Genomic DNA, 19,791 nt, shown 5'->3' with positions numbered 1-19,791 from the left:
CTTGAGGAGACAGTTATGGCCCGCATCAAGCTCGCGTATCTCGGCGGAGGTTCGTCGCGCGCTCCCGGGACGATGGCGTCGTTCATGCATCACGGCGCGGAGTTCGACGGCTCGGAGTTCGTGCTGATCGATCTCGACCCCGCACATCTGGAGAACGTCAAGACGATCACCGAGAAGATGGCCCGCAACGCCGGTCTCGACATCACGGTGACCGCGACCACCGACCAGCGAGAGGGACTTCGCGACGTCGACGCGGTGTTGTCCAGCTTCCGGCCGGGCGGATTCGCGGCGCGGGCGATCGACGAGCGGATCCCGCTGAAGTACGGCGTCATCGGCCAGGAGACGCAAGGACCCGGTGGCATGATGATGGCGCTGCGCTCCGTGCACGTCATCAAGGAACTGTGCGCGAACCTCGCCGAGGTCGCGCCGGGGGCGCGGATCTTCAACTACACCAACCCGGTCAACATCGTCTCTCAGGCCGTGGCCGACAACACCGACATTCCGATCGTGTCGTTCTGTGAGGGGCCGATCGTCTTCCCGCCGGTCGTGGCCAAGGCGGCGGGGCTCGACCCGGACAAGCTGGCCGCCAACATGACCGGGGTCAACCACAACTGCTGGTCGAACGAGGCCACCTACGACGGCCAGGACGCTTTCCCGATCCTGCGCGAGCGCTGGGAGGCGCTACGGGACCGGCCGACCGACGACGTCAACGGCATGCGCGCGCTGCACCTCGCCGTGGCCATGGAGTCGATTCCGTCGGATTACTTCAACTACTACTACTTCAAGGACGAGATCCTCCGCGAGCGGCAGCTGGCGCCGCTGACCCGGTCGGAGGTCATCATGGCCTCGCTCGACGGCTACTGGGCGCACTACCGCGAGCAGGCCGAGTCTGACGCGCCGCACCTCGACCCGGCGCGTTCGCGCGGCGGCATCCATGAGCTGGAGCTGGCGATCGACGCGATCAGCGCGTTCTACAACGACACCGGCGCGCGACTGCCGTTCAACATCCCCAACGCCGGCGGCGCGCTTCCCGGGTTCGACGAGCGCACGGTGGTCGAACTGTGGGGCACCGTCGACGCGAAGGGCTTCCACCCCGAGCCGCAGAAGCCGCTGCCCCGCTCCGTACTCGGCATCACCCGCCAGCTCGCCGATTACCAGATCCTCACGGCCAAGGCGGCCTGGGACGGCACGGTCGCCGATGCGGTACGCGCCCTGACGGCCAACCCGCTGGTCCCCTCGCTCACGGTCGCCGAGGCGCTGTACGGCGAGCTCGCCACCGCCCAGGCCGCTTGGCTGCCCGAGCGGCTGATCCCCTGATCATGAGCACGCTCTACCTCGGCGTCGACGCCGGCAACAGCAAGACCGCCGCGCTGGTCTGCGACGCGACCGGGATGATCGCCGGGGCGGGCCGGTCGGGCTGCGGCGACATCTACGGCGCGGCCGGTCCGGAGGCGGCGGTGAGCGAGGTGCTGGCGGCGATCGGCACCGCCCTCGCCCAGGCGGGGGCGCGCCGTGCCGACGTCGCCGGCGCGGCCTTCCGGCTGGCCGGGGTCGACTGGCCCGAGGACCGGACCTACTGGGAGCACGCCCTCGGCGAGAGGTACCCCTCCAGGTCGATACTCAACGACGGGTACGCCGCGATCCGGTGCGGCGAGCCGTCCGGTGTCGGCGTCGCGGTCGCGGCCGGCACCGCCGCGGCTATCGCGGCGCGCGGCCCCGACGGAACCCTGTGGGACATGGGCTGGCGGGGCCAGCACGCGATGGGCGCGCTCGGCCTGGCGATCGAGGCGTTCCGCGCCGTGAACCTGGCCGAACTCGGTCTCGGCCCGCGAACGGAGCTGACGGCGGCGCTGCTGGCGCACTACGACCGGCCCTCGGTGGATGAGCTGAACCACTGGTTCACCCGTCGTGAGGGAGCCGCCACCCACCCGCAGAAGGCCGGGTGCGCGCGGGCGGTCACCGCCGCGGCGGTCGCCGGCGATCCGGTCGCGGTGGAGATCGTCCAGGCGCAGGGCCGTCACCTCGCCATGTACGCCGGCGTGGCCGCGCGGCGTACCGGCCTGATCGCCGCCGGCGGGCCGGTGAGCGTGGTGCTGTCCGGGTCGGTGCTCATGGCGGACGCCTCCCCGGTCACCCGGGCGATGCTGGCGGAGTTGCCCGCGCACGTCCCCGGCGCGGTGCCGCACCGCGGCGCGCTCCCCCCTGTCGCCGGGGCGACGCTGGACGCTCTGGGCGAGGGTGGCGTGCCCCTGAGGGAAGCAGTTCTGGACCGACTGGCGGGCACGCTCCCGCCGAAGGCGTTCCTCGAAACCTGACAGGACTCCACCTCCTGAGAGGAGCGCCATGAGCGCGCCCATCGAGCCGGGCGAACCGCCTGTCGGCCGTCATGTCCGACGGGCCGGCCGGCGTACGCGGCCTGACGCCGTCAGATGGGGCGGAACAGGTCGGCCTGGAAGCGGTAGGCGTCGCTGCGGTAGATCATGCGGCCGGCGAGAATGGGAGTGCCGTCGTCGGCGTAGGTGACCTCCTCGCCGACCAGCACCGGGGCGCCGCGATCGACCTGGAGCAGCCGCGCGATCTCCGCGTCGGCGGCGTCCGCGCGCACGGTGTAGGAACTACGTGCGATGCGGATGCCGCACTCGCGCTCAAGCGTCTCGTACAGGGAGCGGTCGGTGAGGTCGACGTCGGCCAGTGCCGCCGCCTGGGACAACACCACCACGCTCGAGTCGAGACAGACGGGCACCCCGTCGAGACTGCGCAGCCGGCGCAGCTCCAGGACGCGCGCGGCCGGGGCGATGCCGAGCTGCTCGGCCTCCTCGAAGCTCGCCGGTCGCTCACTCCGCAGCAGGATCTCCGCGGTCGCGGTGAGGCCGCGGGCTCTGGCCATCTCCGAGAAGCTCTGCAGGGTGCTCGGCGGCTCGCCGACGACGTTGCGGGCGACGAACCAGCCGCGCTGCGCGGAGCGCTCCAGCTTGCCCTCGTCAGCGAGGCGAGCCAGGGCATGACGTAGAGTCGAACGGCTGACGCCGAGGCTTTCGGCCAGGTCACGCTCCCCGGGAAGCCGGCTGCCCGCCGCGAACACTCCCCGCCGGAGGGCGTCACCGAGCCTCCGGTAGGTCTCCATGACGGCGCTGCCCGCCTCCGTGTCCACACCGGTGCTCATGGCGGTCACGGTAGCACGCGGGAGCGGACCAGACATACCGAATTCTCGCACGGGATCGCCGGACGGCAATGGCGGACACTCCCCTTACCGCTGGAAAGCCAAGCAAACCATTTGATGACATCTGGACTAACTGGTCTGGTCACCCTATGCTCGTCGATACCCGGGAGCCCGTCGGCTCGCCGATGAGGCGGCTGCCGACGTCACCGTCCGGCGGAGCCCGTTCCTCCCCCCGAAGACAGGAGACACCGTGGTCACGCTCGGAAGAACCACGCTCGGAAGAACAAGGCGACTCGCCGCCGTGGCGACATCACTCGCGGCGGCGGGGCTGCTCACGGCTTGCGTGCCCGGCGCCTCCGGCGGGGCCGTGACCGAGACCTCGACGGCCGGACCGGTCATCACCGACCCGGCGAAGATGGGCAAGGCCAGCCTCCGGGTGCTCGACTACTTCACCGGCGGCACCGACCTCGCCTGGATCAACGACGTCGTCTCGGCATTCGAGAAGAGGTACCCCAACATCAAGGTCGAGCGGACCTCCATGCCGTGGGACGACGTGATGAAGGCGCTGCCGCTGAGGCTGCGGTCCGGGAACCCACCCGACATCGTGCCCGCCAACAACGGCTGGCAGTCGCTCGGCACCCTGGTCCAGGGCGGGCTCGTCCGCAACCTCGACGACTACGCCGACGCGTACGGCTGGCGCACGAAGTTCCCGGCGTCGATCCTGCGCCAGCACCAGTTCTCCACCGACGGCAAGCAGATGGGCACCGGGTCGGTGTTCGGCGCCCCGGTGGCACGGGCGTCGGTCGTCGAGGTGTACTACAACCGCTCGCTGCTCAGCCGGATCGGCGCGACCGTGCCGAAAACCTTCGCCGACTTCGACAGCGCCCTGGCCAAGGCCAAGTCAGCCGGACTCACGCCGATCTCCCTGGGCAATCTGGAGCAGGTGGGCATCACCGGCCCGCTGTTCGCCACGATGGACGCCCTCGGGCAGCAGAACCGGATCTCCGACTTCATCTACTCCCAGAACGCCGTCCAGATGGCCGACACGGGCTTCCCCGAGGCCGCCGCCAAAGTGAAGCAGTGGGCGGACAAGGGCTATCTCACCAAGGACTTCGCCGCCGTCCCGAGCCAGGACGCGGCACAGGCGTTCGTCGACGGCAAGGCGCTCTTCCGGTTCGACTACTCCGGCTCTCTGCCGCTGAAGAAGGGCCAGAGCAAGGACTTCGGATCGTTCCTGATGCCCCGCGCGGACGGCGGCCACGCGGTCGCGACCGCGTCGTCGGCCAGCAACCTCTCCGTATCCGCCAAGACCGCGCACCCGGACGCCGCCGCGGCGTTCCTGAACTTCGCGGCCAGCCCCGAGGCCGCGCGGATCGCCGTGGAGCACACCACGATGCCGCTGCTCGCCACCGTCGAACCGGCCGGTGACGACCCGCTGTTCGCCGACGACGTCGCCGCGGCGGCCCAGCTCTCGGCCGACGATGCCTCCGTCCCGTACCTCGACTGGGCCACGCCGACCCTGCTCACCACGATCCAGACGCAGATGCAGGACCTGCTCGCCGGCAAGGTCCAGCCGGAGGCGGTCGTCCGATCGGCGCAGGCCGACTACGACAAGTTCCAGCGGACGCTGGGGAAGTAGCCGCGCCATGGTGACCGTGAAGCAACTCCCGGCGCGCAGCGCGTCCGCGCGGACCACACAGCATGCGCAGGCACCCTCCAGCCACCGCCGCAGGCGCCGGTGGCTGGGGCTGGCCTACCTGGCGCCCGCCCTGCTCGTGTACGGGATCGTCGTGCTCGTTCCCGCGGTCCAGGGCGTGTGGCTGTCGTTCTACCACTGGAACGGCATCACCGCGGCGACGTGGGCGGGCCTGGCCAACTACCTCGGCTTCCTCCAGGACCCGGCGCTGCGGCAGGCGATCGAGCACACCCTGTTCTTCATCGTGTTCTTCTCGGTCCTGCCCATCACGCTCGGCCTGACCAGCGCCGCGCTCACCGCCCGCAAGGACGTCAGGGGCGCGGCGGTCTACCGCTGGATCATCTTCCTGCCACAGGTCCTCACCCCGGCGGTCACCGCGGTCATGTGGAAGCGCGTCTACGCACCCGACGGGCCGATCAACTCGGTGCTGCGCGCCTTCGGCCTCGACTCCCTGGCCCACGGCTGGCTGGGCGACTACGACTGGGCGCTGCCCGCGATCGGCCTCGCCGGCACGTGGGCGGCCTTCGGCCTGTGCATGGTGCTGTTCATCGCCGGCATGCAGTCCATCCCGTCAGAGCTGTACGACGCGGCGCGGGTGGACGGCGCGGGCCCCCTGCGCGAGTTCCGAACGGTGACCCTCCCCGGGCTGCGCGGGCAGCTCGCGATCGCCGTGACCCTCACGGTGCTGGGCGCGATCCGGGTGTTCGACATCGTGTGGCTCACCACCCGCGGCGGCCCCGGCACCTCGACCATCACCCCCACCATCGTCATGTACCAGCGCGCCTTCGCCAATCCCGACGTCGGGGCGGCCTCCGCCATCGGTGTCGTCCTGGCGCTGGTCTCCCTTCTCATCGCGCTCGTCGTGGTACGGCTCACCGAGGACGGAACCCGATGATCTCCACCCGGGAAAAGCTCTTCAACTACGCGTTCCTGACGCTCCTGGCCGCCAGCGTGCTGTTCCCGATCGTGTACATCCTCGGCGTGGCCCTCAGCCCCAGCACCAGCGGCACGCTCGACCTCGCCCATCCGCAGTGGTCCAACTTCGCCGCCGCGTGGCAGCAGGCCGGCTTCGCGCACTACCTGCGCTCCAGTGTGATCATCACCGGGATCGTCGTGCTCGTCTCCACCGTGCTGGCGGTGATGAGCGGGTACGCGTTCGGCGTGCTCGGCGTGGTCGGGGAGAAGGCCATCTTCCCGCTCATGCTCCTCGGCATCATGATCCCGATGGAGTCGATCATCGTGCCGCTGTACTACGACTTCCTGTCCTTCGGCCTCACCGACGGCTACCAGGGCATCATCCTCGCGCACGTCGGCATGGGCGTGAGCTTCGGCGCATTCTGGATGCGCGCGGCGTTCCGTACGGTGCCGGCCGGCATCGCCGAGTCCGCCGAACTCGACGGAGCCGGCTCCTGGACGCGCCTGTGGCGGATCTACCTGCCGATCTCCCGGCCGGCCATCCTGACGTTCGTCGTGCTCAGCTTCATGTGGACCTGGAACGACTACTTCCTGTCCCTGATCCTCGTGGCCGACTCCGGCCACCAGCCGCTGACGCTGGGGCTCGGCACGTTCTCGGGCCGCTACCTCGTGCAGGTCAACCTGCTGGCCGCCGCGGCGGTGCTCATGTCGCTGCCCATCGTCGGCCTCTACCTGTTCTTCCAGCGGCAGTTCATCCGCGGCATGCTCTCCGGCGCCCTCAAGGGCTGATCCCCGTTCTCAGAAAGGTCGCTCATGAAGATCGTCGACGCCACTGTGGTCCTGACCAGCCCGGGCCGCAACTTCGTCACTCTGAAGGTGGAGACCGACGAGGGCGTCACCGGCCTCGGCGACGCGACTCTCAACGGACGTGAGCTCGCCGCGGCCGCCTACCTGCGTGACCACGTCGTCCCCCTGCTCCTGGGGACCGACCCCCACCGCATCGAGGACACCTGGCAGTCCCTCTACCGGGGCGCGTACTGGCGGCGCGGGCCGGTGACGATGGCCGCCATCGCCGCCGTCGACACGGCGCTGTGGGACATCAAGGCGAAGGTCGCGGGCCTGCCGCTCTACCAGCTGCTGGGCGGCGCGAGCCGGGAGCGGGTCGGCACCTACGGCCACGCCGGCGGGCGCGACATTCCGGAACTGCTCGACTCCGTCCGCGCCCGGCTCGCCGACGGCTATCCGGCGATCCGGGTGCAGGCGGGCGTCCCGGGCCTCAAGCGGGTGTACGGCGTCACCTCCGCCACCGGGCGCCGCCCCGTCGTGGAGGACTGGGACACCGCCGCCTACCTGCGCACCATCCCCAAGGTGTTCGACGCGGTACGCCAGGAGTTCGGCCCCGACCTGCCGCTGCTCCACGATGCCCACCACCGCCTCACCCCGAATCAGGCGGCCCGGCTGGGGAAAGATCTTGAGCCGTACGACCTGTTCTGGCTGGAGGACTGCACCCCCGCCGAGAACCAGGAAGGGCTGCGCCTCGTCCGCCGGCACACCACCACACCCCTGGCCATCGGCGAGGTCTTCAACACCGTCTTCGACTACCAGACACTGGTGACCGAGCAGCTCATCGACTACGTGCGCTCCGCCGTCACCCACTTCGGCGGGGTGTCCCCGCTGAAGAAACTGTTCGACTTCGCCGCCCAGTACCAGATCAAGAGCGCCGTCCACGGACCCGAGGACATCTCCCCCGTCGGCATGGCCGCCGCCATCCACCTCGGCCTGGCGATCCACAACTTCGGCATCCAGGAGTACGCCGGACACACCGACCTGACCCACTCCGTCTTCCCCCACGCCTACACCTTCACCGACGGCCACCTGCATCCGGGACAAGCGCCGGGGCTCGGCGTCGACCTCGATGAGGAACTGGCGGCCGCGCACCCGTACGAGCCGTCCTACCTGCCGGTCAACCGGCTCCAGGACGGCACCGTCCACGACTGGTAATGCCTCTTCGAGAAGCCCAGCTCGCCTGGGGAGCGGGTACGAACTCAGCGGCGAGCACGTCCACGCGCGTACCACCGGTCCCGCCGACGCGCAGCCGTCCCGTGCGGATGAGGCCGCCGGATGACCGGCACCCCGTTCCCCCTGTGGAATTTCCTGCGCGGGCTGCGTCGCCCACGATGAGGACACGGTGAGGACCGGCGACCGCCTGGTGACCCTCGCGAGGACGGTCTGAGGCGGACACCGGTCGTCGTACCCGCCCCGGCTCTCACGGCCGGGTCCCCGTCAGGCGCGGGTCCCGGTGGCGAATCGCACCGTGCGGGGGAGCACGAACGTCTCGTACGCCAGGGCGTCTTCCAGGGCCGCCCTGGCCTCCGGGTGCAGGTATTCGGGGATGGTCTCCAGGGAGGCGCGGCGGGCGGCCGACCACAGCCAGTCCCATACCTGTCCGGCCTCGACGACCACCTCGAACACCACGTCCTCGCAGCGAACCCCCTCCAGTCCGCCCGCCACGAGCAGCTCGGTCAGCTCCTCGGCCGTGTTGAGGGTGCGGTGGAAGGGGGCGGTGCCCGCGTCGGCGGTGTACGGGGCCAGGGCCCGCGCCACGAGGCCGAGCAGGTCGGCCTCGGCCGGGCTCGCCTGGGCCAGCAGGCTGGCGGCCAGCCGTCCGCCGGGCCGGAGGAGGCCGGTCATGGAGCGTACGGCGGCCAGCGGGTCGGGCAGGAAGTACAGCATCATCCCGGCCAGCACGACGTCGAACCGCTCGCCGGGCAGCAACTCCTCGGCCCGTTCCGCGTCACCCTGGAGGACCGTCGCGTGCGTCAGGCCGTGCCGCTCGATCTCGGCCGTGGTGGCGGCGACCATCCCCGGCGCGAGGTCCAGCCCGACCACCCGGCCCGTCGGCCCCACCGCCCCTGCCGCTGGGACGAGCGAGGCGCCGGTCCCGCATCCGACGTCCAGCACCCGGTCGCCCGGCTCCGGCGCGGCCTGCCGTACCAGCTCGGCGGCCACCGGGCCGAAGAACGGCACGCCGACCTGTTCGTAGGTGCCGGACGCGCGGTCGAACACACCGGCCATGTACTGCTTGGCATCCATGACGACTCCTTTGCGACAGAGGGGGGAGGAGAGGGTGGAGTTGCGGTGGGAAAGGCAATCACAGCGGGCACTGGGCACTGGGCATCAGGCCGTCAGACCCTAGGCCGTAAGACTCCAGGCCCATCAGGCCCAGGGCCGTCAGGCTCGAGGCCGTGAGACCTCAGGCCGTCAGGCCCGAGGCCGTGAGGCCCCGGGCCGTCAGAACAGCAGGGCGTCAGGCGCCTTCCGTCGGGGTGAAGCGGAGACGGAAGGTGGCAGGCCGGGCGTGGAGTTCGTACTGCGGCAGCGTGGCCGGACCGCACGACGCTGTGCCGACACCGTGCTGAGCGAAGTCCAGGTTGACGTGCACCCGGTCGCCCGGCGTCAGGTCCGGCCGGTGGCGGGCCGCCTCCAGCTCCGCCGTGGTCCAGCGGCGGGCGGTGAGGCCGAACACCGGAGCGCCCGTCACCCGGATGCCCCCGGACTGGCCGGTCAGTTCGGCCCAGCGGACATCCGCTCGGTGCCCGTTCTCCTGCGGGTAGACGTACGGCGTCTGCAGGTCCTCGACGGTGGCGGACCATCGGCCGACCCTGGTGGCCATGCCGGTGTCGGGGTACGCCTCCCCCGGACCCCTGCCGAACCAGGTGACGTCGCCGAACGCCGCGGGCAGCGCCATGACGACGCCGAGCCTCGGAAGGGGCAGGCTCCACTCCCCGTCCGGCTCGACGTCCACGGTCAGTTCCAGCCCGCCGTCCGTGGCGGTCCACCGGTAGACCACGTGCAGGCCCAGGTCGGTGGCCGCCGGTGCGACCCTGGCGCGTACGGTCAGCCCGTCGCCGGTCTCCACGGCGTCCACTCGGTGGGTGAGCCGATGCAGGCCGAGCTGCCGCCAGCGATCCGCCAGCCCGCCGTAGGTGTCGTTGTCGATCGGCGCCCGCCAGAGCTCCAGCCGTGGCCCCTCGACCTCGATCCCGAACAGGCGGGTGAGCCGCCCGGTGACGGGGTCGAACTCCAGGTCCGCCCCTGAACCGACGCCCCGGCCATCAGACGCCGCCCGGGCTCCGGAGGTCAGGCCGTCCCGGGCGCCAGATGACAGTCCGGCTTCGGTGGACAGGCGGGTCTGGCCCCACGCCACCTCGTGACCGGCGGCGGCCCACGGCTGGTCGGTGGCGAGCACCGCCCGTACCGTCAGCCAGCGCTCCCCCTCCCCACCGGGCAGGTCGGGCAGCTTGACCTCGCCACCCGTCGCGGGCACGTCGAGCGGGAACTCGGCGACCGCCACCCCCTCTTCCTCGACCACCGCGACGAACCCCAGGTGCGACAGGTCGCGATAGCCGTGGTGGTTGGCCACCCGCACGACCTGGGCCTGGTCGTCGAAGGCGAATCGGACCGGCTCGAACACCTTCTTCAGGTCCAGCAGTCCCGGCGAGGGCGTCCGGTCGGGGAAGACCAGCCCGTCGATCACGAAGTTCCCGTCGTGCACCGGCTCGTCGTAGTCACCGCCATAGGCGTACTCGAACTCCGGGTGTGCCAGACCGTGATCGATCCACTCCCAGATGAACCCACCGGCCAGCCGTGGATAGCGCTCGAACAGCTCCTGGTAGTCGGCCAGGCCGCCGGGCCCGTTGCCCATCGCGTGGGCGTACTCGCACTGCACGAACGGCATCGCCCGCCGCCGCGCGTCGAGCTCGGGGTCGGCCAGCGGGTCCTCCACCCCCTGCCCGATGGCCTCCACCTCGGCGTGCGAGGCGTACATCCGCGAGTACACGTCGGTGTCGGCGCACGAGCGGTCGCCCTCGTAGTGGATCGGCCGCGATGGGTCGCGCCGCCGGGTCCAGTCGGCCATGAGGGTCAGGTTCTGACCGACACCGGCCTCGTTGCCGAGGGACCACATGATCACGCTCGGGTGGTTCTTGTCCCGTTCGACCGTGCGGCGCATCCGGTCCACGCACGCCTCGGCCCAGCGCGGGTCGTCCGTGGGGTTGCCGCGCCAGCCGACGTGGCCGAAGCCGTGCGTCTCCAGGTCGCACTCGTCGATCACCCAGAGGCCCAGCTCGTCGCAGAGGTCGAGGAAGCCGGGGTGCGGCGGGTAGTGGCTGGTCCTGACGGCGTTGACGTTGTGGCGCTTCATCAGCAGCACGTCGGCGCGCATGGTCTCGTACGGTACGGCGCGGCCGTGCTCCGGGTGGAACTCGTGCCGGTTCACGCCCTTGAGCAGCAGCGGACGGCCGTTGGCCAGGAGCACCCCGTCCTCGATGGAGATCGTGCGGAACCCGACACGCACCCGTACGGTCTCCTCGGGCAGCGTGACCACGGCCTCGTACAGACGGGGCGTCTCGGCGGTCCACGGCTCGGCGTCGACGGTGATCTCCGTGCCGGGCGCCAGGTCGGCCACGCCGAGCTCGGCGATGGCCAGCCGTCCGGGGCCGTCGAAGCTCAGCGTGCCGCGCCCGTCGGCATAGGCGGCGTGGACGAAGACGTCAGCGGCCGAGCGGGTCAGTGACACGTCCCGGAAGATGCCGGGCAGCCACCACATGTCCTGGTCTTCCAGGTAGCTGGCGGCCGACCACTGGTGGACGCGGACGGCGAGCACGTTGCGGCCCGGCACCAGCCACGGTCCGGCGTCGAACTCGACGGGCAGGCGGCTGCCGGTCGAGTGGCCCAGCTCGTGGCCGTTCAGCCAGACCCGGGCGAAGGACTCCACGCCCTCGAACCGCAGCCGCCCGCCGGTCCAGCCCTCGGGCAGGTCGAACACGCGGCGGTGGTCACCGGTCGGGTTCTCGTTCGGCACGTGCGGCGGGTCGACGGGGAAGGGGTACAGGTCGTTGGTGTACGCGGGCGAGCCGTGCCCGTGCAGCTGCCAGTGCGACGGCACCGGCAGGGTGTCCCAGGCGGAGTCGTCGTAGCCGGGGTCGGCGAAGTCGTCCGGCAGGACAGCGGACGGAGAGAGGCGGAAGCGCCAGTCGCCGTTCAGGTCGAGGGAAGGGGCGTCAGAACGTAGTGCGGCCCTGGGTTCGAGGCGGCCCGAACCGGGTGCGAAGTTTTCGAGATCCATCGCCGCCGAGCCTAAAGGTTCTGGGCGGTTTCGTCATTGATGAGTATTGGTGAGTATTGGTGAGTTTCTTGTCCGTCCTGGTGCAACCGGCCGGCGTCTTGTCCGTCCCGGTGCGGTCGGACAGCGGCGTCATCTCGCGCGGGCCGGACGGCCCCCCGCCGTGAGATATCCGGCCAGCAGCGCCTCCGCCGTGGCCGCCACCCCGTCGTCTCCCGGCAGGAAGTCCGGGCTGTGCAGTCCGGCGGCCGTGTCGACGCCGACGAACATCATCAGCGACGGCATCACCGACGCGTAGGCCGCGAAGTCGTCCGCGCCGCACGAGCGCAGCTCCTCGGTGACCGTCCATCCCTGGTGCCGCAGCAGTTCCCCGGTCTGTACGGCCAGCGCCGGGTCGTTGGCCAGCACCGGCTCCCCCGGCAGGACCCGCACCTCGCCGTGGCAGCCGTGCGCCCTGGCCACGTCCTCGACCAGCTGGGTGAACCGGTCGTGCAGGCCGCGGCGCCACGACTCGGACATGGTCCGCAGCGTCCCCCTGGCCACGGCCTCGCCGGGGATGGCGTTCGGCGCGGTGCCCGCGTTGACCATGCCGAACGTGACCACGGTGGGCACCATGGGGTCGGCGGCGCGGCTGACCATCTGCTGGGCGGCCACGATGATCTGGGACATGGCCACGACGGGGTCGCGGGCCAGGTGGGGGTAGGCGGCGTGACCCTCGGCGCCCCTGACGGTCAGCTCGAACTCGTCGGCCGAGGCGTTGACCGCCCCCGGCGTGCAGGAGACCACGCCGGCGGTGAGTACGGGCTGGACGTGCGCGCCGATCATGGCGCGTACCTGGTGCCGGTCGAGCACGCCGGACTCGACCACGTCGAAGGCGCCGGAGGGGTAGGTCTCCTCGCGCGGCTGCAGCACCACGACCAGCGGCGCGATCTCGTCCCAGCTCCAGGCGGACAGTCCCGTCGATCCCGGATCCCCTGCCTCCTCCACCCCGGCGTCCACGACGGCGCGGACCTTCGCCACCGCGCGGGCCAGGGCGACGACGGCGGCCAGGTGCACGTCATGACCGCAGGCGTGCATAGCGCCGTTGGTGGCGGCCCACGGGACGCGAGTGCGCTCGGCGATGGGCAGTGCGTCGAGCTCGCCGCGCACGCCGACCGCGGGGCCGGGAGAGCCGATCCTGATCACGGCGCCGGTGCCCGCCACGTACTCCACGAGGCCGCCCGGCAGCGCGTCGAGCACGCGTTTGAGTGTCGGCCCCTCCTCCCCGGACACGCACGGCTGCGCGTGCAGCTCCCGCCTGAGCTTCACGGCGGCGGGCAGTTCGTCAAGTAGCGCCTCGCGCAGCAGTTCCCCCGGGCTCACCCAGATACTCCTTTCGTCACACCTGTTTCCCCGGTGCCCATTTCGCCGCCGTCCTCACCCGTCCGGGCCCAGGTCGTACACGCGGCGGGCGTTCTCGGCCCCCACCATGGCCGCCACGCGCACCGCCTGGGCGGCCGACCACTCGCCGTCGGCCACGAGGCCGCCGAGCACCCGCGCCATCGCCCGTCGCCACAGCTCGGCCCCGAGATGGTGCAGCTCAGCGGGCCCCCAGGCGTCCGACGAGAAGAGGATCTTGGCGAACGGCGCCAGCTCCAGGCTCTCCGCGACCACCTCGGCGCCGCGCGCCCCCGTGTAGGTGACGCCCAGGCCTACGTCGAAGTAGACGTTCGGATAGGCGTGGGCGAGGAACCCGGCGTGACGCTGGTACGGGTAGCAGTGCAGCAACAGCAGCGGCACCCCCGTCGGCTCGGCCAGCTCGATCAGCCCGCGCAGCAGCAGCGGGTCGGATCGGCGCAGGTCGAGGTCGGGATCGCCGAACCCGGTGTGGAACTGCAGGGGCAGCCCGCGCTCGATACCGGCCCAGATGACGTGGCGCAGCAGCACCGGGTCACGGAGTCGCCCGCCCTCCTCCTGCCACCGGCCCGCCGCCTCGGCGACCTCGGCCGGGCCGGGCCGGGCGGGGTCGAAGTCGAGGCCGTGGCGGTAGGCGGCGATGGTCTTCAGGCCGCGGGCCGTACGGGTGCGCTCGTGGAGCGCCTCGCCGAACCGGTCGGCGAACCCGGCCGCGTCACCCTCGGCGACCTGCTCGGCCACCGACTCCAGGCGGACGATCTCGTCGGCGGGCCGGCCGCTGACCTCGGCCATGCCCGCCGGGCTGAGGATCTCCTCGCCCCGGTAGCCGGTCTCGACGAGGAAGTGCCCCACGCCGGAGGCCGCCAGCAGCCGCCCGTTGACCTCGGCCGCGCCCAGCCTGGCCCTCCTGGCCAGGTATTCCTCGGGCGTGGGGTGCGGGTCGAGGCCGAGCACGGGCGCGCAATGGCGCAGGATCGCGTGGCCGACCTGGGAGTCGAACTGGGTCATCCAGTGCGGCACCGGCCGGTCCGACTCGGTGATCAGCTCCTCGAACGCGGTACGCGTCAGGTCGTGCGCGGTGGCTCCGTGGACATGGTGGTCGACCAGCTCGAGCCGTTCGATGGTCTCGACGAGGTCCGTCATGACGTCCATTGTGTCCGGCGGTGGGGGCCGGGTGTGGTGACCCCCACCGCCGTGTGTCAGGCGCCTGTTACGTCAGGCGGCCGCTTTTGTCAGGCGGCCGCGTTGGCCGTCAGCGCGATCGTCGCCTGGCGGGTGACGCCGCTGACCGTCAGCGCGACGGTCACCTGGCCCTTACGCAGCGCCGTGAGCGTCCCCGTCGCGGGGTCGAGCACGGCGACGTCCCAGGGCCTGGCGCTCTGCCGCGACCCGATGTGCAGGTTCGGCGAGCCCGACCACGCCACGGACACCGGGTAGGCGGCGGGCACCACCCGAGTGCCCTGCTTGACCGTCGCCGACACGGCCGCGGTCTTGCCGACCTGCACGGTCGCGGGGGCCGCGAGGGCGAGGTCGTCCACGTGCGGCCGTACCTGGGCGCCGAGCCAGCTGGGCGCGTCGGCGAACCAGTTGCGCTTGACGTGCTCCGCCTCCTGCGCGGTGACCGGGTCCACGCCCCACAGCGACCAGCCGGTGAAGCCGCCGTCGTCGGCCGCGGTGGCCGGGTTCTTGCCGGAGTTGCCGTTGATGAAGTACGGCACCGCGTCGACGTGCGAGGCGTTGAACGTGCCGACGTGGGCCCCGATGTAGGCGGCGCCCTTGCCGGTGGTCCGCTGGAAGTCCGCCAGCCAGCCCTCGACCAGCGCGGCCTCCTTGCGGTCGCCGAGCTGACTGCCCTTGCCGGGCGTGGGGTCGCGCGGCGGCACGTGGAACAGCACCGCCACCGAGCCGACGGACGAGTCCCGAGCCGCCGCGTCGAGCTGGGCCCGGAGCAGGGCGACCTGGTCGAAGCCGCCGCCCCGCAGGTTCAGCCGCGAGGTGTCCAGCGTGACGAACCGCGTGCCCTTGTGGTCGAAGGTCTGGTACGTGTCGCCGAAGACGGCCTTGAAGTTGTCGATCTTGCCGCCCATCACCTCGTGGTTGCCCGGGATGTAGTGGTACGGCAGCGTCCCGCCGAGCTCCTCGTCGAGGATCTTCTTGGCCAGCGCGAAGTCCTCGGGCGACGCCTCGTCCACCAGGTCACCGTTGATCAGCAGGAAGTCGGGCTTGGCGGCCTTGATCTCCTGGAGCGTACGGCGAGCGTTCTTGACGATGTCGCTGTCCGGGTCGCGGGCCACGAACTGGGCGTCCGACATGACGGCGAACCGCCACGGCATCTTGGCCACCTCGGGCTTGACGACCGGGTCGGCGACCTTCTGGGCGGGCGGCGCCGTCACCGACGGCGGCACCTTGGCCACCAGTCCGTCGATGAGGATGTCGTTGGTGTACTTCGCGTCGGTCTTGGTCTCGGCCACGTAGAAGCGCCGCAGCTTGAGCGGGTAGGTGACGCCGGGCGGCACGGCGAACTCGACGTACTTCCAGCCGGTCCAGGTCATGTACGGGCCGCGCAGGATCTGCGACTGCCCCTGGCCGTCGTAGAACTCCAGGCTGGGCCACTCGCCTTTGCCGGTGGAGTTGATCCACAGGCCGAACGCCTGCGGCTGCCCCGCCACCTCGATCTGCTGCGGCGGGCTGGCGTAGGCGGCGCGGGTCGCGGTGGACTGGGTGAAGTCGTACGACAGCTTGAGGCCGCCCCCGCTCTGGCCGGGCGCGGCCGACAGCGAGCCGGTGGCCCGGGCGGCGGCGAAGCTCCACTGGGCCGCGTTCTCGAAGTCGGCGACCGGCTTGTCCTCGAAGCCCACGGTGACGGGCACGGCGGTGCTGATCTTGCCCACCTTGGCGGTGATCAGGCCGGACGTGGTCGCCTTCTTGGACTTGACGGTGAAGTAGCCCTGGTCGGCGGGCGTCACCTCGAAGGCGTCGTGGTCGTAGTCGAGCGTGAGGTCGGCCGGTTCGATGGGCGCGGTGTTGCCGTTGTGGTCGTAGCCGACGACGCCGAAGGTGGCCGTGGCGTCCGCGCCGGCCAGGCCGACCCGGTCCACGGTGGCGCCGAGCCGCTGGAGCGGCTGGAGCACGGTCAGCTGCAGCGTGCCCTTGGCGGCGCCACGGGAGGCGGTGACCGTCGTCTGGCCGGGGACCAGGGCGTGGAACTTGCCGTCACGGATGACGCCGTGCACCATCGGCTCGGCGCGCCAGGACGGGGTGCCGGCCGCCGGGCCGTACGTCTCGTCGTATCCGGCGGCGGTCAGCCGCCGCGTGAGACCGGGGAAGACCCGGTCGGGGCGGCCACCGGCGACAGGAGAAGCACCGGGCGCCTTGGCGGGGTCGCCGGCCGTCTCCAGCCAGAAGCCCTTGAGTTTGCCGCTGCCCTCGGGGGCGAACAGGGCCAGGCCGTTCGGCACATGGCGCTCGCCGCCGTCGGACGGGCTGTTCTCGACCTGGACGTCGGCGGAGCCCGGCTCGCGGGCGAGCATCGTGGAGGAGCCGCCGCCGTCGAGGTTGAGCGCGTTGGCGGCGCCGAGCTCGACCATCATCGCGGCCAGCTCGTTGAGCGTGACGCCACGGCTGTCGGCCTGGCGGCCGTCGACGGTCAGCAGGTACATCTTCCTGCCGTCGGCCGAGAAGCCGACCGCGGTGCGCGGGTGCGCGGCCGGGTCGGTGGAGCTCTGCACGGCGCCGTCCTTGACCAGGACGTAGTTGCCGCCGACCGCCGCCTTGACGGCGTCGCCGTCCGACGACTTCGGCTGGTACTTCACGTCGATCTTGTCGCCTTGCTTGAGCCCGGCCAGCGTGGCGGCCGCGGCGTCACGGCCGAGCAGGATCGTGGTGCCCGCCGGGATCGGGCCGGTGCCCGGCGCCTGGCGTACCGCCGAGACCACGCCGTCGACCAGCTCGACCTCGGTCACGGCGGTGGCGCCCTCGACGGCGCGGGCCCGATTGTAGGAGCCCCACAGCGGCGTGAACAGGCCGACCCCGCCCGCCTGGACGATCTGGTTGAACTGGGTCAGGGTGATCGGCGCGCCGCCCGCGGGGGTGGCGGTGCCCTCGAAGTACATCCTCAGCACCCGCCCGATGCCGTCGCCGGTGATCGCGACGGCCTTGTCGTGGCCGGAGGCGGGCGACTGGATGAGCGAGCCGTTCTGGACGCCGATGCCCAGGGCGGCGCCCGAGCTGTTGATGTCGAAGAAGTCGCCGTTGACGGCCGCGACGGCGTGGGCGCGCTTGGCGGGCCCGGACAGCGGCTCGGTCTTGGACACCTCGCCGGAGTAGACGTAGTCGGCCTTCGCGGCGCCCAGGTCGGCGGTGACGGCGTCGGCCCGCAGCCAGCCGAGCTCGTCGTAGCGGTCGAACGAGGTCAGCGAGATGCCGGGGGCCACCGGCCGGGTCTTCTTGGCCGTCTCCAGCTGCTTGCCGGTGACGGCCTGGGTCAGCAGCGTGGAGGGCGGCGGATAGGACGACGCCTTCAGCGCGTCTTCGGCGGGGGGTTGGGGATCGGCCTGCGCGGGGGCGGCGATCCCTAAGACGAGCGCGGCCGCGACGGCCGCGTAGCGGAGGGTCTGCACGACCGAACTCAATCGTTCGCGGTTATAACTTTCAAGACTTGACGATGAACTAAAGAATAATTTCAGCGGCTTCCGGCGACCGAACTGATCCACAAAGGTGGCATCCCTCTTACCCCAGGTGTGCGTGCGCGCCCACCGGGCAGGCTGCAGGGGAGGCAAAATCCCCCATCACTGGCGTTGTTGCTGTTATCAGCGCAGACTGGAAAGACGGCGATCCCGTAGAGCAGCATCCCGTGGAGCAGTGGAGCACCCCGTGGACAATCAGCTTGATCACATGCCGGTTCTGTCACGCGGCAGGCATCGCAACCCGAAGCGCGGCGCCTGCTTCATGGAGCTGGCGTCCTACCTAGCCGGAGAGCGGTGGAGCGACCACCCGGCCTGCACGCACCCGCTGCTGGCCGCGCTCGCCCGGTTGGTCAACGACAACACCAGCGACGCGAACCGGGCCCGCCTCGTGGGCCTCGTTCCCTCGATCATCGACCTGAACGCCGACGACCTCCGGGTGGACGCCCGGATCGCGCTGCGGTGCGCGACGACCGCACTCCCGGTCTCGGCGGCCGAGCGTCAACTGGCACTCGCGGTGTCGGTGCTGGCGGCCGAGGAGATGCTGGCCAGGCTCGACGGCGTCCCGTCCGGCCAGCCGGCCTCGGGCCGGTTCAGCACGGTCCCGCTGAGCGAGGAAAGCCAGCGCGCGATGGCGCTGGTCCCGCACGCGGCGGAGCAGGCCAGGCGCTTCAGCCGCGCGGCCCGGATCACGGAGAAGGGCTTCCGCCGGTACGCGGCGCCGAACGCGGTGCAGCTCTCGGTGGTGGGCATCGTCCAGGCCTGCATCCCGGACCCGGACACCCTGCTGCGCGACCTGCTGACGGGCGCCATCGCCGACTGCCAGGCCCTGATCCGCGGCACCGACACCCAGACCGCCCCGGAGCACGCCACCCCTGCCCGCATCTGACCTCTGTCCGACCCGACCCCTGGGGATGCGCCACGCTTCCCCAGCGGATCGGATCAGGCGTCGAGTAGGTGCGCCGGGTCGAAGGACACGGCGAACGGATCAGAGATCGTCACCTTCTCCCCCGCCCCAGCCCGAGCCGTCACCCCATAGCCGCCCGCTCCCAACTCCAGCACCTCGACCCACGGGCCGCCCGGACCTTCGAGCTCGACCCGCAGGAAGACCGGTATGCCCGCCTCAGCATACTTGAGCGGCTTGATCTCGTAGTCGCGCCGGCGATTGCCCGGTCCGGGACTCACGATCTCGGCCACCGCGGCGACCTCCGAGGCGGGAAAGATCACCATGCGGGACATGACCAGGTCTCGAGGCAGCACCACGATGTCGGGAATCAGCCCGTCTTCGCCGACGGCCACGTTGACCGCCTCGACGACCACGAGATCGGCTCCGGCCGCCTTCGCCGCTGACGCCAGGACGGTCCGCAGACCACCCGCGCACAATGCGTGCAGGCCCATGGCCGCAGGGCTCACGACGAAGCTCCCGTCGATCAACTCGATGCGCTCCCCGGAATCGGGCAGCTTGAGCCAGTCATCGACGGTGTAACCGGCGGCATGGGCCAGCGGGAAGAGTCTCGTACGCCTGGGCGGGCGATGCGCGGCCAGCCAGCCTTCGTCGGGCAGAGCGCTCATGTCATCGCCGCCTTCCATAGGACCGAGTCTCGCACGCCAACCCGACCTCAGCCATACGCAGTCGTACGATCACACCGAGTGACGGAATGACATTACCTTCCCCTGGCTTTCCGCAACAGGCGTTCGAGAGATTCACCGCCACTTCCCTGCTGAGACCCGCACACACGTTCGTAGCCTGCCGCTCCGTCGCAGGTCAGGGAAGCCTCCCCTTCGTTGCGGATCACCGTGACATCTGCCTAAATTTCGT

Annotated in this window: 14 protein-coding genes; 7 read left to right on the top strand and 7 right to left on the bottom strand. The window is 71.0% G+C overall.

Annotated features, from left to right (window positions below):
* Nucleotides 1-15: 15 nt before the first annotated feature.
* Entirely contained in the window at nucleotides 16-1,317 is a 1,302-nt protein-coding gene (locus tag ACGFJ2_RS55985) for a hypothetical protein (protein WP_358182343.1), read from the top strand.
* A gap of 2 nt (nucleotides 1,318-1,319) precedes the next feature.
* A complete protein-coding gene (locus ACGFJ2_RS55980; RefSeq protein ID WP_357957152.1) occupies nucleotides 1,320-2,315 on the top strand; it encodes a BadF/BadG/BcrA/BcrD ATPase family protein in 996 nt (331 codons plus the stop codon).
* 110 nt (nucleotides 2,316-2,425) lie between these two features.
* On the opposite strand, the gene ACGFJ2_RS55975 is transcribed toward ACGFJ2_RS55980, so the two are convergent.
* On the bottom strand, nucleotides 2,426-3,163 hold the full coding sequence (locus ACGFJ2_RS55975; RefSeq protein ID WP_357957154.1) for a GntR family transcriptional regulator: 738 nt from the start codon (nucleotides 3,161-3,163) through the stop codon (nucleotides 2,426-2,428).
* A gap of 298 nt (nucleotides 3,164-3,461) precedes the next feature.
* Between ACGFJ2_RS55975 and ACGFJ2_RS55970 the strand changes: the two genes are divergently transcribed.
* Genes ACGFJ2_RS55970 through manD form a run of 4 tightly spaced genes read left to right on the top strand, consistent with a single transcriptional unit; the run spans nucleotide 3,462 to nucleotide 7,772 of the window.
* The gene (locus ACGFJ2_RS55970; protein WP_357957156.1) at nucleotides 3,462-4,799 is read left to right on the top strand and encodes an extracellular solute-binding protein; all 1,338 of its coding nucleotides are present in this window, start codon (nucleotides 3,462-3,464) and stop codon (nucleotides 4,797-4,799) included.
* A gap of 7 nt (nucleotides 4,800-4,806) precedes the next feature.
* Nucleotides 4,807-5,751 carry a carbohydrate ABC transporter permease gene (locus ACGFJ2_RS55965; protein ID WP_393483085.1) on the top strand — a complete coding sequence of 315 codons (945 nt, stop codon included), beginning with the start codon at nucleotides 4,807-4,809 and terminating at the stop codon, nucleotides 5,749-5,751.
* Nucleotides 5,748-6,560 (top strand): carbohydrate ABC transporter permease, encoded by an 813-nt coding sequence (locus ACGFJ2_RS55960; RefSeq protein WP_357957160.1) that lies wholly within the window; start codon nucleotides 5,748-5,750, stop codon nucleotides 6,558-6,560. The genes ACGFJ2_RS55965 and ACGFJ2_RS55960 overlap by 4 nt, the downstream gene beginning before the upstream one ends.
* A gap of 24 nt (nucleotides 6,561-6,584) precedes the next feature.
* Nucleotides 6,585-7,772 (top strand): D-mannonate dehydratase ManD, encoded by a 1,188-nt coding sequence (gene manD / locus ACGFJ2_RS55955; protein WP_357957162.1) that lies wholly within the window; start codon nucleotides 6,585-6,587, stop codon nucleotides 7,770-7,772.
* A 282-nt stretch (nucleotides 7,773-8,054) separates the two neighbouring features.
* Here the strand turns inward: manD and ACGFJ2_RS55950 are convergent, their stop codons facing one another.
* The 5 genes from ACGFJ2_RS55950 to ACGFJ2_RS55930 form a co-directional block, all read right to left on the bottom strand.
* Complete coding sequence (locus ACGFJ2_RS55950) at nucleotides 8,055-8,864, bottom strand: methyltransferase domain-containing protein (RefSeq protein ID WP_357957164.1); 810 nt, start codon at nucleotides 8,862-8,864, stop codon at nucleotides 8,055-8,057.
* Between the two features lie 214 nt (nucleotides 8,865-9,078).
* Nucleotides 9,079-11,898: a glycoside hydrolase family 2 TIM barrel-domain containing protein gene (locus tag ACGFJ2_RS55945; protein ID WP_393483080.1), complete on the bottom strand. Its 2,820-nt coding sequence runs from the start codon at nucleotides 11,896-11,898 to the stop codon at nucleotides 9,079-9,081.
* Nucleotides 11,899-12,027: 129 nt separating this feature from the next.
* On the bottom strand, nucleotides 12,028-13,257 hold the full coding sequence (locus ACGFJ2_RS55940; protein WP_393483077.1) for a M20 family metallopeptidase: 1,230 nt from the start codon (nucleotides 13,255-13,257) through the stop codon (nucleotides 12,028-12,030).
* Between the two features lie 54 nt (nucleotides 13,258-13,311).
* Nucleotides 13,312-14,433 (bottom strand): amidohydrolase family protein, encoded by a 1,122-nt coding sequence (locus tag ACGFJ2_RS55935; RefSeq protein ID WP_357957170.1) that lies wholly within the window; start codon nucleotides 14,431-14,433, stop codon nucleotides 13,312-13,314.
* 89 nt (nucleotides 14,434-14,522) lie between these two features.
* Nucleotides 14,523-17,909: a phosphodiester glycosidase family protein gene (locus tag ACGFJ2_RS55930; RefSeq protein ID WP_393483074.1), complete on the bottom strand. Its 3,387-nt coding sequence runs from the start codon at nucleotides 17,907-17,909 to the stop codon at nucleotides 14,523-14,525.
* Between the two features lie 274 nt (nucleotides 17,910-18,183).
* On the opposite strand from ACGFJ2_RS55930, the gene ACGFJ2_RS55925 reads away from it, so the two are divergent.
* Nucleotides 18,184-18,861 carry a hypothetical protein gene (locus ACGFJ2_RS55925; RefSeq protein ID WP_393483071.1) on the top strand — a complete coding sequence of 226 codons (678 nt, stop codon included), beginning with the start codon at nucleotides 18,184-18,186 and terminating at the stop codon, nucleotides 18,859-18,861.
* 53 nt (nucleotides 18,862-18,914) lie between these two features.
* On the opposite strand, the gene ACGFJ2_RS55920 is transcribed toward ACGFJ2_RS55925, so the two are convergent.
* Nucleotides 18,915-19,544 (bottom strand): Uma2 family endonuclease, encoded by a 630-nt coding sequence (locus ACGFJ2_RS55920; RefSeq protein ID WP_393483069.1) that lies wholly within the window; start codon nucleotides 19,542-19,544, stop codon nucleotides 18,915-18,917.
* Between the last annotated feature and the right edge of the window lie 247 nt (nucleotides 19,545-19,791).

It is taken from the genome of Nonomuraea sp. NPDC049028, assembly GCF_043197735.1.
Taxonomy (GTDB): Bacteria; Actinomycetota; Actinomycetes; order Streptosporangiales; family Streptosporangiaceae; genus Nonomuraea.
This window is presented reverse-complemented; position numbering and strand designations above follow the sequence as displayed.

Coding starts and splice junctions, on each gene's coding strand:
- ACGFJ2_RS55980 (WP_357957152.1), top strand. CDS start 1,320: ATGAGCACGCTCTACCTCGGCGTCGACGCCGGCAACAGCAAGACCGCC.
- ACGFJ2_RS55950 (WP_357957164.1), bottom strand. CDS start 8,864: ATGGATGCCAAGCAGTACATGGCCGGTGTGTTCGACCGCGCGTCCGGC.
- ACGFJ2_RS55945 (WP_393483080.1), bottom strand. CDS start 11,898: ATGGATCTCGAAAACTTCGCACCCGGTTCGGGCCGCCTCGAACCCAGG.
- ACGFJ2_RS55965 (WP_393483085.1), top strand. CDS start 4,807: ATGGTGACCGTGAAGCAACTCCCGGCGCGCAGCGCGTCCGCGCGGACC.
- ACGFJ2_RS55960 (WP_357957160.1), top strand. CDS start 5,748: ATGATCTCCACCCGGGAAAAGCTCTTCAACTACGCGTTCCTGACGCTC.
- manD (WP_357957162.1), top strand. CDS start 6,585: ATGAAGATCGTCGACGCCACTGTGGTCCTGACCAGCCCGGGCCGCAAC.
- ACGFJ2_RS55935 (WP_357957170.1), bottom strand. CDS start 14,433: ATGACGGACCTCGTCGAGACCATCGAACGGCTCGAGCTGGTCGACCAC.
- ACGFJ2_RS55985 (WP_358182343.1), top strand. CDS start 16: ATGGCCCGCATCAAGCTCGCGTATCTCGGCGGAGGTTCGTCGCGCGCT.
- ACGFJ2_RS55920 (WP_393483069.1), bottom strand. CDS start 19,544: ATGAGCGCTCTGCCCGACGAAGGCTGGCTGGCCGCGCATCGCCCGCCC.
- ACGFJ2_RS55975 (WP_357957154.1), bottom strand. CDS start 3,163: ATGAGCACCGGTGTGGACACGGAGGCGGGCAGCGCCGTCATGGAGACC.
- ACGFJ2_RS55925 (WP_393483071.1), top strand. CDS start 18,184: ATGCCGGTTCTGTCACGCGGCAGGCATCGCAACCCGAAGCGCGGCGCC.